General features: G+C 63.6%; 8 protein-coding genes, 1 tRNA gene and 1 riboswitch. Of the genes, 7 read left to right on the top strand and 2 right to left on the bottom strand.

Annotated elements, in window-relative coordinates; translation table 11 throughout:
• Nucleotides 1-7: 7 nt before the first annotated feature.
• A complete protein-coding gene (locus MTHMO_RS10080; protein ID WP_202214656.1) occupies nucleotides 8-1,354 on the top strand; it encodes a hypothetical protein in 1,347 nt (448 codons plus the stop codon).
• Complete coding sequence (murD, locus tag MTHMO_RS10075) at nucleotides 1,351-2,715, top strand: UDP-N-acetylmuramoyl-L-alanine--D-glutamate ligase (protein ID WP_202214655.1); 1,365 nt, start codon at nucleotides 1,351-1,353, stop codon at nucleotides 2,713-2,715. Before MTHMO_RS10080 ends, murD begins: the two co-directional genes overlap by 4 nt.
• Here the strand turns inward: murD and MTHMO_RS10070 are convergent.
• A tRNA-Lys gene (locus tag MTHMO_RS10070) sits at nucleotides 2,690-2,761 on the bottom strand. The genes murD and MTHMO_RS10070 overlap by 26 nt on opposite strands.
• 132 nt (nucleotides 2,762-2,893) lie before the next feature.
• Between MTHMO_RS10070 and folE2 the strand changes: the two genes are divergently transcribed.
• From folE2 to lpdA, 5 genes are all read left to right on the top strand, one after another.
• Nucleotides 2,894-3,715, top strand: coding sequence for a GTP cyclohydrolase FolE2 (folE2, locus tag MTHMO_RS10065; RefSeq protein WP_202214654.1), 822 nt, complete (start codon nucleotides 2,894-2,896; stop codon nucleotides 3,713-3,715).
• 96 nt (nucleotides 3,716-3,811) lie between these two features.
• A riboswitch (TPP riboswitch) is annotated at nucleotides 3,812-3,963 on the top strand.
• Nucleotides 3,964-4,007: 44 nt separating this feature from the next.
• Nucleotides 4,008-5,927: a phosphomethylpyrimidine synthase ThiC gene (thiC, locus tag MTHMO_RS10060; RefSeq protein ID WP_202214653.1), complete on the top strand. Its 1,920-nt coding sequence runs from the start codon at nucleotides 4,008-4,010 to the stop codon at nucleotides 5,925-5,927.
• 152 nt (nucleotides 5,928-6,079) lie between these two features.
• The gene (locus MTHMO_RS10055; protein WP_202214652.1) at nucleotides 6,080-8,833 is read left to right on the top strand and encodes a 2-oxoglutarate dehydrogenase E1 component; all 2,754 of its coding nucleotides are present in this window, start codon (nucleotides 6,080-6,082) and stop codon (nucleotides 8,831-8,833) included.
• A gap of 8 nt (nucleotides 8,834-8,841) precedes the next feature.
• Nucleotides 8,842-10,038, top strand: coding sequence for a dihydrolipoyllysine-residue succinyltransferase (gene sucB / locus MTHMO_RS10050; protein WP_202214651.1), 1,197 nt, complete (start codon nucleotides 8,842-8,844; stop codon nucleotides 10,036-10,038).
• Between the two features lie 31 nt (nucleotides 10,039-10,069).
• Complete coding sequence (lpdA, locus tag MTHMO_RS10045) at nucleotides 10,070-11,485, top strand: dihydrolipoyl dehydrogenase (protein ID WP_237394894.1); 1,416 nt, start codon at nucleotides 10,070-10,072, stop codon at nucleotides 11,483-11,485.
• 9 nt (nucleotides 11,486-11,494) lie between these two features.
• Here the strand turns inward: lpdA and alr are convergent, their stop codons facing one another.
• Nucleotides 11,495-12,742: an alanine racemase gene (gene alr, locus MTHMO_RS10040; RefSeq protein ID WP_202214649.1), complete on the bottom strand. Its 1,248-nt coding sequence runs from the start codon at nucleotides 12,740-12,742 to the stop codon at nucleotides 11,495-11,497.
• Between the last annotated feature and the right edge of the window lie 5 nt (nucleotides 12,743-12,747).

Genomic DNA, 12,747 nt, shown 5'->3' with positions numbered 1-12,747 from the left:
CGGATCGATGTCGACGCTGTCGGGAGGAGGCTGGCGCCGTTTCGGAGAGCTTCGCTACGAAGGGTTCCGCTACCGGCTCCATACCAACCGGGTTTCCGTGTCCTTTTCCTTCCGCCTGGGCGGCTCCCTGGTGTTTCGTCCGCGCAGCTCCTTTCCGGTCGCACCACCTCTCCCCGGCAAGGAGGCGCTCGACCTCCTGATCTTTCATCTAGGACTGATCGAGCTCGTCAGCTACTGGAAGGCGGCTTGCCCTCCGCGGATCCGCGTCGAGGCGGGGCGGTTGACGGGTGACCAGGTGGCTTGGTGGAAGCGGCTCTACTTCCGTGGGTTGGGCGAGTTCTTCTTTCGCAACGGGCTCGCCGTTACCGAGGAGGGGTTCGTGGAAATCGAAAGCTCGGGGCCGTGCTTTGCTCCGTTCGAACGGAGCGGCTGCAACGGCGCGCTTGTGCCGGTGGGCGGCGGCAAGGACTCCTTTGTGACCCTGGAACTCCTCCGTGCGCAGAAGGAGAACCTGACCCCCTTTCTGCTCAATTCCTCCTGGGAGCAGCGGAGCACCCTTTCGGCATTCGGATTCCCTCTCTCGCATGCGGCCTTGGCGCGGCGGACGATCGATCCGCAGCTTTTGGAACTCAATCGGCAAGGATTTTGGAACGGCCATACCCCCTTCTCCGCCCTCTTGGCTTTTGCGGCCCTCTTGACAGCCGTCACGCTCGGCAGACGGTGGATCGTGCTCTCCAACGAGGCGAGCGCCGACGAGCCGACCGTGCCGGGAAGCGAGATCAACCATCAATATTCGAAGAGCTTCGCCTTCGAGCGCGACTTCGCGGAATACACCGCCCGCTGGATGACGCCGAGCGTGGGTTACTTTAGCCTCCTGCGTCCTTGGAACGAGCTGCAGATCGCCGAGCGATTCGCCCGCATCCCCGGGGCGCTCGGACGGTTCCGGAGCTGCAGCTCTCCCGGACGCAGCTGGTGCGGCCGCTGCGCGAAATGTCTCTTTGTCGCGTTGATTCTTTCTCCATTCGTGGAGAGGAGCCGCATCGACCGGATCTTCGGCCGGAGCATGCTGGAGGATGCCTCGCTGGCGCCGACCTTTTTTTCCCTTCTGGGCGGAGAGCCGAGCAAGCCCTTTGCCTGCATCGGAACGGTGGTCGAGTGCCGCGCGGCGGCGGCTCTGCTCGCGCGTCGACCCGCTCCTCCTCTCTTGGTGAGGCTCGCCAAGGAGCGGGGTCTCCTAAAAGCTGACGATCCCTCGGTGGAAACGCTATTGGCTTCTTGGAATTCCGATCATCGCGTTCCCTCCGAGTTCCTTGCGCTGCTCGATTCCGGGCGGCGACCGGCCTCCTGCGTATGACGCCCAATTCGGAACTCCCTCGTTTTCTGGAAGGAAAGAAGATCCTCGTCTGGGGCCTCGGCCGGGAAGGAAGGGCGACTGCGGAGCTCCTTCATCGTTTTCTTCCCGGGCAGCCGTTTGCCGTAGCGGATCGGAGTCCGCAAGCTTTGCAAGCAGCCGAGCTTGCCGCGCTCCCCGTCGATCGGTATGAAGAGGCCGAGGCGTTGCGGCGGCTTCCGGAATTTGATCTCATCTTGAAGGCGCCCGGAATTCCGACGCGCCGCCTCGCCCTGGACGGGCAGGCGGGCAAGGTGAGTTGCCAGGCCGATCTTTTCCTGCGATTTGCGCCCTGCCCGGTGATCGGCGTCACGGGAACCAAGGGCAAGAGCACGACGGCCTCCCTGCTGGCGCATATCTGCCGGAGCGCAGGCCGAAAGACCTTTCTGGTCGGCAATATCGGCATTCCCCCGTTCGCGGTCTGGGGCGATCTCGACCCCGAATCCGTAGTGGTCTGTGAGCTCTCCTCCTATCAGCTCGAGTTCGTTCATTCCTCGCCGCACATCGCTCTTTGGACCAATCTCTATCCCGAGCATCTCAACTATCACGGAAGCTTCGACGCCTATGCGTCCGCCAAGAGCCGCATCGCCCGCTGGCAATCGAAGCGCGACTTTCTGGTCTACCCGGAGGACGATCCCAAGGTCGCCGACCGACTGGAAATCGACGGGGGTTCCGCGAAACGGATGCCCTATCGAGGACCGGAGGATCTTCCCGCGATCGATTTTTCCCGCTTCCGACCGCTCGGCCGGCACAATCGCAAGAATGCCGCAGCCGCCCTCCTGGCCGCCGAATTCCTGGGCATTCCCGCATCCATCATGCAGGAAGCCATCGACTCGTTCTCCCCCTTGCCTCACCGGTTGGAGCCGACGGGTCGGGTCCGAGGCGTAGCGTTCTACAACGACTCGATTTCGACTGTGCCCGAGTCCGCGCTGGTGGCTCTGGACGCCTTGCCGAACGTCCGGACCCTGATCGTGGGAGGGCAGGACCGGGGGCTGCCGCTCGAAGGCTTCGCCCGCGCGCTTGCGGCTTGCTCCTCTTTGCGGACCGTGATTTTGTTGCCGGAAACCGGTTTGCGGCTCGGTGCTCTTCTGCGCGGGAGCGGGGTTCGGTTTTCCGGAGACCTTTTCTTCGTGGAAACTCTTGAGGCGGCGGTCCGAACGGCGATCGCCGAAACCCCGGAGGGGAGCTGCTGCCTCTTTTCGCCGGCCGCCCCCAGCTACAACGCCTACCGCGACTTCGAAGAGCGCGGCGACCACTTCCGGGAACTGATCCGCCGAGCCCAGAAAGGAGAGCAAAGTGTGGGCAGGCAGGGATTCGAACCCTGAACCAAGTGCTTAAAAGGCACCTGCTCTACCGTTGAGCTACCTGCCCACCGTCACGCTAGCGAAGGGGGACTGCTCGTCCAAGTGAAAATCGCGCCTTCGTGCGCCTCCGGCGTGGATAAACTCGCCTTGCGGCCGGCGAGCGAAGGTGTAGACTTGTGAATCCTTTTTACTTTCCGCCATGAGCCACAAGAGCCAAGGAACACTTCTCGCCGACTGTCAGAGCCAGCAGGATTATCGGCGGATCCGGATCGATCGTGTCGGCGTCAAAGGGTTCCGGCACCCGATCGAGGTTCGCGATCGGAGCTTCGCCACGCAGGCGACGGTGGCCACCGTCAGCCTTCTGGTCGATCTTCCCCACCATTTCAAGGGAACGCATATGAGCAGGTTCGTGGAAGTGCTCAACGCTCATGGACGGCTCATCCACGTCAAGAATCTCTTCTCCATCGTTCACGCGCTCCAGAAACGGCTCGACGCCGAGGTGGCGCATTTGATTATGGATTTTCCGTATTTCGTCGAAAAGAAGGCTCCTGTGACCACCGCGGCCGGGCTGGTCGACTACCAGGTGCGCTTCGAAGCCGCAGCCTGCGGCCCGCAAACCGATTTCGTCATGACGGTGGTCGTCCCAGTCACCACGCTCTGTCCCTGCTCCAAGGCGATCAGCGACCGGGGTGCGCACAACCAGCGGGGATATGTGACCGTCTCGATCCGATCCGGCGAGCCGATTTGGATCGAAGAGATCATCGAGCTCGTCGAGGGCTCGGCGAGCAGCCCGATCTATTCCCTGCTCAAGCGGCCCGACGAAAAATTCGTGACCGAGCACGCCTACGATCATCCGGTATTTGTCGAAGATCTGGTGCGCAACGTGGCCGTCCGCTTGAACGCGCGCGGCGATATCCTCTGGTATCGGGTGGAAGCCGAGAACATGGAGAGCATCCATAATCATGCGGCCTACGCCCTGGTCGAGAAGCAGCCGGGAGCCAACGGCTCGCACGCGTCTTAGCCGTCCGCCCGGCGCCTCCAGTTCCCTGGAGAGAGAGGAGCGTCGCCCGGTGATGTTCGGTTGCAAACGGCGGCGGATCGGTTAGGATGCCACTGATTCGTTAGCGCGGGGAGCCGGAAGCGGCTGAGAGGCGAATCCTTGAGGGGACGCTATCCGTACGGTGTACGGTGCGGGCGCCCGGGGAGGAGCGACCCGAGGAGAACCTGATCCGGGTAATGCCGGCGGAGGGAGTGCTAGCGCACCCTGTGCCCGCCCGAGCCCGTTCCGGTTGCCGCCGGCGAGGGAGAAGATTATGGCACAGAATCATGAGCGGTCGAAAGGATCGACCCTTCTCAACCGAGAAACCCTGCTTTCCTACTTTCCGCAATCGGAGCGTGTCTACGTCGCCGGGAAGAACCCCGGGGTGCGCGTTCCTTTCCGGGAGGTGCGCCAGGGAGTGACCCGGATGGCCGGGGGCGGAATCGAGCGCAACCCGAATATCCGCTTATATGACACGTCCGGTCCTTATGGAGATCCGTCCGCTCGTGTGGATCTGACGCAGGGACTTCCCGCGATCCGGCTTCCGTGGATCGAGCAGCGTGCGGACACCGAGCCTTACTGCGGGCGGGAGGCGCAGCCAATTGATGACGGCTATCGGAGCTGGGAGGAAAGGGCCGAGCGGGATCTCCGCAACGGCGCCTCCCGGCACCGTATCCCTGCCTCCCCCCGAAAGCCGCGACGGTCGAAGGGAGGAGCGGTAACGCAACTCGCCTATGCGCGCCGTGGGATCGTGACTCCGGAAATGGAGTTTGTGGCGATTCGGGAGAGCCTAGGCCGGGAGGCTCTTGTGGCGGAACACCGCGACCGCGAGGCTCTTGGCTTCCAGTTGCCGGGGAACCCGCTGGGCGCGCGGATCCCCGACCGCATCACTCCCGAATTCGTTCGAGACGAGATCGCCGCCGGGCGAGCCATCTTGCCGGCCAACATCAATCATCCGGAGTGCGAGCCGATGATCATCGGACGGAATTTCCGGGTGAAGATCAATGCGAACATCGGCAATTCGGCCATCGGATCTTCGCCCGAGGAAGAGGTGGAGAAGCTGATCTGGGCGATCCTTTGGGGGGCGGATACGGTCATGGATCTATCGACCGGGAAGGATATTCACCGGATTCGGGAGTGGATTCTCCGATCGAGCCCGGTGCCGATCGGCACGGTGCCGATCTACCAGGCGCTGGAGAAGGTAGGCGGGCGACCCGAGGAGCTTTCCTGGGAGATCTATCGCGATACCTTGATCGAGCAAGCCGAACAGGGGGTCGACTACTTTACGATCCATGCCGGGGTGCTGCTCCGGTACGTCCCGCTGACCGCCCGCCGTCGCTGCGGCATTGTCAGTCGCGGAGGCTCGATTCTGGCGAAATGGTGCCTGGCGCATCATAAGGAGAATTTTCTCTACACCCATTTCGAGGAGATCTGTTCGATCCTCCGCGCCTATGACGTGAGCATCTCCCTGGGCGACGGGCTGCGTCCCGGAGCGATCGCCGATGCCAACGATGAAGCGCAGATTGCCGAGCTCAAAACCCTCGGCGAGCTCACCCGGGTGGCCTGGAAGCATGACGTGCAGGTGATGATCGAGGGGCCGGGCCATATCCCAATGCAGCTGATCCAGGAGAATATGGACCTGGAGTTGCGCCACTGCTGGGAAGCCCCCTTCTACACCCTGGGACCGCTGACGACCGATATCGCGCCGGGCTATGACCATATCACGAGCGCCATCGGCGCCGCGCTCATCGGCTGGGCGGGGTGCGCGATGCTCTGTTACGTCACTCCGAAGGAGCATCTCGGGCTGCCGACCCGCGACGACGTACGGGCGGGAGTCGTGGCCTACAAGATCGCCGCCCACGCGGCCGATCTGGCCAAGGGGTTCCCGGGCGCGCAAGAATGGGACAATGCGCTCAGCAAAGCACGCTTCGAATTCCGTTGGAACGATCAATTCGCCTTATCCCTCGACCCGGCAACAGCGCGATCCCTGCATGACGAGGCGTTGCCGCAGGAAGCTGCGAAGAGCGCCCACTTCTGCTCCATGTGCGGGCCGCAGTTTTGCTCGATGAAGATCACCGAGGAGGTCCGCAACTACGCGCGGGAGCGGAAGATTTCTCCGGAGGATGCGCTGGCGCACGGCTTGGAGCAGAAAGCCGAGGAATTTCGAAAGGGCGGAGCCGGAATCCTCCCTTGAGGACGATTTCTTGGCCGCCGGGTCCGGGAATGGGATTGAAAATTGCCCTCTCCGGCGGTAGAGTCTTTGCTGAAGGTCCGGCGTAAAAGCACGCACTACCCACTACCCGTCCGGGGATGGCAGGGTCCCGGCATCCGCTCTTCTCAGCTCCTATGACTAGCTTACCACCGTGCGCGGAGATTCCTTTGGCCGGAGACGGCGCATCGCTGGTCTACAGCGGCGCGCTGGTCGAGGACTATTACGCGCAATGGGTCCGGGATCCCGCGTCGATCGACGCGAGCTGGGCCGCCTTGTTCCAAGGCCCGGCAGGCAGTGTTTCTCCGCAACGGAGCGGCCCGAGCTCGGTAGCGCGGTCCGGAGCGGACCTCTTGGCCAAGCAGCGCGGAGTCTACGAGTTGATTCATGCCTACCGCACCCTGGGTCACTTCGTGGCCAAGCTCGATCCCCTCGGCTTCCACCGATACAGCTTCGATGAGCTCGAGCTCGATCGGTTCGGATTGGAAGAACGCGATCTCGACACTGTCTTCGATTCCGGATCGCTGGCGGGCGGGGGCATGCGGCCCCTGCGGGAGATCCTCGCCATCCTGCGGCAAACGTATTGCGGGACGCTGGCGATCGAGTTCATGCACATGCAGTCCTTCGCGCAGAGGCGATGGTGCATCGAGCGGCTGGAGGGAATCTCCATAGCGAAGAGTTTTTCCGGGGAGGAACGGCGCCGTATCCTGCAGGCCATTTTGCGGGCGGAGGAATTCGAGTCCTTCCTCCACACCCGCTACGCCGGCCAGAAGCGCTTTTCCTTGGAAGGTAACGAGACCTTGATTCCGATGCTGGACGCGGTCGTCGAAGCCTGCCCGCTTCACGGAGTCGCCCGCATCGTGATGGGGATGGCCCATCGCGGGAGGCTCAACGTCTTGGCCAACGTCTTGCAGCAGGATTTCAAAACCATTTTCGACGAGTTCTCGGAAAACTATTTTCCCGAGGGCGTCTTGGGTGATGGAGACGTCCGCTATCATTTGGGCTTTGAGGCGGTCCGCAAGACCGCCTCCGGGTCAGTGGTGACCATCGGGCTCGCTCCTAACCCGAGTCACCTGGAGGCGGTCAATCCCGTAGTCGAAGGAAAGGCGCGGGCCTGGCAGAGAAGACTGGGAGACATGGCGGAGCGCCGCAAGGTGCTCCCGCTCCTGATCCATGGCGACGCCGCGTTCATGGGGCAGGGGATCGTCCAGGAGACTCTCAACCTCTCCCAGCTGGAAGGCTACCGGACCGGAGGCACCCTCCACATCATCATTAATAATCAGATCGGCTTCACTACCTTGCCGCAAGACGCCCGGTCGACCCATCATTGCACGGGCATTGCGCGGATGCTGGGAATCCCCATTTTCCACGTCAACGGCGATGACCCGATGGCCGCCGTGTTCGCGGTCCGGCTGGCTTTCGAATATCGGCAGCTTTTTGCACGGGATGTCGTCGTCGATCTTTTCGGCTACCGGCGGCACGGACATAACGAAGGAGATGAGCCGAGCTTCACGCAGCCGACCCTCTACCAGGAGATCGCCGCGCATCCGAAGATCAGCGAGGTCTTCCTCGAACGCCTGGTTGCTTCCGGGGAGATGAACCGGGAGGAGGCGATGGCCTACCGGAAAGCATTCGTGGAGGAGCTTGCTGCGGACATGGCCCAGTCGAAGCAGTGGGCGACCCAAGCCAAGCCGAAGCTGCGCGAGCGGCTCTCGTGCCCTCGGCTTTTGGAGCCCGTCCGCACTGCGGTGCCGAAGGAAGAGCTGCTTTCCATCGGCCTGGCGATCACCCGGCAGCCCCCGGACATCCATCTCAATCCGAAGATCGCCCGGATGCTTCAGGACCGCCGGGCTGCCCTGGAGAGCGGCGGTCCCATTCTCTGGCCGCTGGCGGAGGCGCTCGCGTTCGGTTCCCTGCTGAAGGAAGGCGTGCCGGTCCGGCTATCCGGCCAGGACAGCCGTCGGGGCACCTTCAGCCAAAGGCACGCGGTGCTCTATGACATCCATTCGCGGGCCCGGTATGTGCCGCTCGAGCATGTCAGCCCGGATCAGGCGATCTTTTGCATCTACAACAGTCCCCTGTCGGAGTACGCCGTGCTCGGCTTCGATTTCGGCTACTCCCTCGACTTCCCCGAAGCGCTCATCCTTTGGGAAGCGCAGTACGGCGATTTCGCCAACGGGGCGCAGGTGATCATCGACCATTACCTGTCGAGCTCCGAATCGAAATGGGGCGCGGTGGCCAACCTGGTGGTCCTCCTCCCTCATGGATACGAGGGACAGGGACCCGAGCACTCGAGCGGGCGCATCGAGCGCTTCCTGCAGCTCTGCGCCGAAGACAACATGGTTGTAGCGCAAACTTCGACTCCGGCGAACTACTTTCATATCCTGCGCCGCCAAGCTCTCCGCGGCTTTGCAAAACCTCTGGTGCTCTTCACCCCCAAGAGCTTGTTGCGCGATCCGCGCTGTTCTTCGCTCCTGGGCGACTTCGCGGAAGGCGGCTTCGAGGAGCTGCTCCCCGATCCGATCCGGCCGGAAGGGGCGCGCCGGCTTATCTTCTGCTCCGGCAAGATCTATTACGAACTTGCCGCCTACCGGGAGCAGCTCGGGGAGAAGGAGACCGCCATCCTTCGGGTCGAACAGTTCTACCCGCTCCATCGGGAAAAGCTCGCTCGCCTGGTCTCCGTCCATCGCGCCGAAGAGGTGATCTGGTGCCAAGAGGAGCCCGAGAACATGGGCGGCTGGCAATACATGGAACGCCACCTCCGCGCTCTCCTAGGGAGGGAGATCCGCTATGTCGGGCGCGAAGCGGCGGCAAGCACGGGGGGCGGGAGTCTCGGAGTTCATCGTTTGGAGCAAGAACGGATCTGCCGGCAAGCCTTCGGCGATTCCTAAGGAGGAAGATGGCGGTCGAGGTGAAAATGCCCTTCCTGGGCGAATCGATCCAGGGAGGTGTGCTCGGAAAGTGGCTCAAGGTCGAAGGGGATCGGGTCGAGCCGGGAGATGCGCTCGGAGAGATCGAGACCGAAAAGATCACCTCCGAGATTTATGCCGAGGCCGCCGGTTCGTTCGTCCCGCTGGTCGAGCCGGGGACCGAGATCAAGGTCGGTCAGGTGATCGCGCGGATCGAGGAGGGACCGGGGGATCGGGAGCGCGGGCCGAGCCGCGCTCCCGCCCCTTCCGCGGCGGAGTCTCGGCATGAGGCGGAAGCGAAACCGGATCCCGTGGAAACGCCGGTTGCGATCGAGCCACGTAAGGAAGAGGCCGCCCTTCCCCCTCTGGTTCCGCCGCCGGTGCAGGCGCCGCCGGCGGCGCCCGGCGCCGGGGGACGGGTGCTGCCGGAGGAGGAGTGGGGCGGCTGGACTCCGGTCCGAAAGGAACCGCCTCAACGGCGGGAAGCCAGGTCGCCCCATCGCCAGCCGATGAGCCCCATCCGGCTCAAGATTGCCGAACGGCTCCTGTCCGCGCATCGGGAAACGGCTCATCTGACGACCTTCAATGAGGTCGACGTTTCAGCGATACAGAATCTGCGCGAGCAATTCGGAGAGCGATTCGAAAAGCGGCACGGAGTCCGGTTAGGCTACATGCCCTTTTTCGTTCGGGCGGTCGTCGAGGCACTGCGCCACGAGCCTCGGGTCGGCGCGCAGATCGACGGCACCGAGCTCGTCTACCCGGGCCGATATGATATCGGAATCGCCGTCTCGACCGACCGGGGCCTGATCGTTCCCGTTCTTCGCGATGCGGACGAAAAGAGCTTTCCGGAAATCGAACGGGCGATCCGCGAGTTCGCGGAGCGAGCCCGATCCGGAAAGCTGACGCTGCCTGAACTCGAAGGGGGGCTCTTTACGATCACCAACGGCGGGGTTTTCGGCTCCCTGCTATCGACCCCGATGCTTAACCCTCCGCAAAGTGCGATCCTCGGCATGCATGCCATCCAGGAGCGCCCTGTCGCCGTTCGCGGCCGCGTGGAGATCCGCCCGATGATGTACCTGGCCTTGACTTATGATCACCGGGTGATCGATGGGAAGGAAGCCGTCGGCTTCCTGGCGCAAGTCAAGGCATTCCTCGAAAATCCGGGGATCGCCTTGCTCGACCTATAACTACTATAAGGGATGCGGGAAGGGAGCTCGGGTGGCTGCCCAGGACGCGTTCGATCTGGTCGTTATCGGTGGCGGGCCGGGGGGCTATACGGCAGCTCGCCGTGCCGCCGAGCTCGGCCTGCGGACGGCGGTGGTCGATCGCTGCCGCCGGTTGGGCGGAACCTGCCTGCGGGTCGGCTGCATTCCCAGCAAGACTCTTCTTTCGTTGACGGAGGCCTACGCATATGCCCGGGACCGGCTTTCACAGGACGGCATCAACGCACGCCAGGGGTTCGAAATCGATCTGCCGCGGCTGTATGCTTACAAGGACGCGGTCGTGGCGAAGCTGGCCGAGGGGGTCGCGTTTCTGATGCGGCAAAACGGTGTCCGGGTGATCGAAGGAACGGCACGGATCGCCGGCCCGCAGTCGGTCGCGGTGCGACACGCCCAAGGCGAGGAAGAGATTCTGGAAGCCCGTGCCGTTCTGCTGGCCACCGGCAGCGAGCCCATCGATCTCCCCTTCCTCCGCTTTGACGGGCGGCTGGTCGTCGGCAGTAGCGAGGCTCTCTGCTTTCCGGAGGTCCCGAAAACCCTTCTGATCATCGGCGCGGGGGCGATCGGGCTTGAGCTCGGATCGGTGTGGAGCCGGCTCGGAAGCGAGGTAACCATTGTGGAGCAGCTCCCGCGGATTGCGGCGGGATTTAGTCCGACCGGGGCCGGAGCGCTCCAGCGGGAACTTGCGAAGCAGCGGATCCGGTTTCTCCTCGCAGCTCGCGTGACCGGTGCCGAGGTCGGGGAAGCCCGGGTGAAGGTACGCGTCGAAGAGGGGGGAAGAGAACAGGATCTGGTTGTCGACCGGGTTCTGGTCGCGGTTGGGAGAAGACCGCACCATGCGGGCCTTGCTCTCGAGGAGGCGGGAATCCTCCTCACGGAGAGAGGCAGAATCCGGGTCAATCGGTTCTGGCAGACTTCCCTCCCATGGGTCTATGCGATCGGCGATCTCATCGAAGGTCCGATGTTGGCCCATCGGGCTCAGGCCGAAGGAAGAGCTGTCGCCGAGCTGCTCGCGGGGAAACCGGCCCGCGTCCGCTACTTGTGCATCCCTAACGTCATTTACACCGAGCCGGAGGCGGCCGGCGTCGGATTCTCGGAGGAGGATTTCCGTGCGGCCAAGCGTCGGTATCGGCGCGGGACCGCATATTTTCCGGCGAACGGCAGGGCGCTGGCGGCGGACATGCCGAATGGATTCGTTACTGTCTGGATGGACGAAGAATCGGGCAGATTCGCGGGAATGGAGGTTTTGGGCAGTCGAGCATCCGAGCTGATCGGCGCGGGTGCGGTCGCCCTGGAAGCGGAGGTCTCCGTCGAGTCCCTGGCGCGGGCGGTTCCGGCTCATCCATCCTTCATGGAAAGCGTCCATGAGGCCGCGATTGCCGCGCTGCGGGCGCGACCATCGGGCGGTTTTTGATGCGGCTGCTCAGGCTCCGGGTGCAAAGCGGCGGCTCGGCCCTCCGGTGCGGGCCGCTTCCGAGGAGCCGGAGCGGGCCGATCGCGCACCTTCGCCTTCGGCTTTTCCGGCCGGCCGCTTGGTTTGGCCTGCTTGGTCGTGCGGCAGGAAATGAAAGTTCCGGTAGATCCGAGGGACACGTGCGCCGACGGAGGTGAGGATCTCGTAGCCGATCGTTCCGGCCATCTTTGCCAGCTCCTCGGCGTAAATCGCTTGGTCGCCCTGGGAGCCGAGGACTACCGCCTCATCGCCGACCTTGCAGCCCGGCACGCCGCTCACGTCGACGATCGTCTGGTCCATCGTCACCCGCCCCCGGATCCGGCAGCGGCTTCCGCGCACCAAGACCTGCGCGCGGTTCGAGAGGCTGCGCGAATACCCGTCCCCATAGCCGATGGCGAGGGTGGCCACCGTTTGGGCCTTCCGCAAAACGTAAGTGGCTCCATAGCTGACGGTCCGACCTGCCGGGAGCTGACGCAGGAGCGTAATCCGGGTTTTCCAGGAAAGGACCGGGCGGAGCAGCCGCCGCAGGAAAGGCATGGGAGGCAATCCATAGAGAGCAAGGCCGATCCGGACAAACGAGCAGGCATAAACCGTCTTCCTCCAGAGAGCGGCGCTGTTGGCGACATGAAGCTTCTTGTCGGCGAAGTGAGGCCGCCAGCGCAGGAATTCGGTCCACTGCGCTTCCGTTCTCTCGGGGTCCTCATCGGCCGAGCTGAAGTGGGTGCAGACAGCTCCGATCTCCACGGAGGGGAGCCGTTCGGCCCGCTTGAGCTCTTTCACGGCTTCGGCACCCCATAGTCCGAGCCGACCCATTCCCGTATCGATCTTAAAGTGGGCTTGGGCGCGCACCCCGGCTTTTCGGGCCGCTGCGTTGAGCCGCTTGGCTTCCTCGTAGGTCGAGATGGTTGGCCAAGCGCGACAGGCGATCGCCTGCGCGAACTCATTCGGAAGGCACGCGCTCAGCAGGAGGATCGGCGTCGTCGTGATCCCTGCGGCACGAAGTTCGGCGGCCTCCTGGACGTTGCTCACTCCGAGGACATCCGCCCCTCCGCCCACGAGCTCTTTGGCCACCGGCACCAGGCCGTGGCCGTAGGCGTTGGCCTTGACCACCGCGATGAGCTTGGTCTCCTCGGCAATTCTGCTCCGGATCACGGCCAGGTTGTGGCGGAGCGCGGAACCGTCGATTTCCGCCCAGCAGCGCAGAGCGCCAGCATTCATGACTT

This window comes from Methylacidimicrobium sp. AP8 (assembly GCF_903064525.1).
Classification (GTDB): Bacteria; Verrucomicrobiota; Verrucomicrobiia; order Methylacidiphilales; family Methylacidiphilaceae; genus Methylacidimicrobium.
Note: the sequence above shows the minus strand (reverse complement) of the source record. Positions and strands in the feature narration are given on the sequence as shown.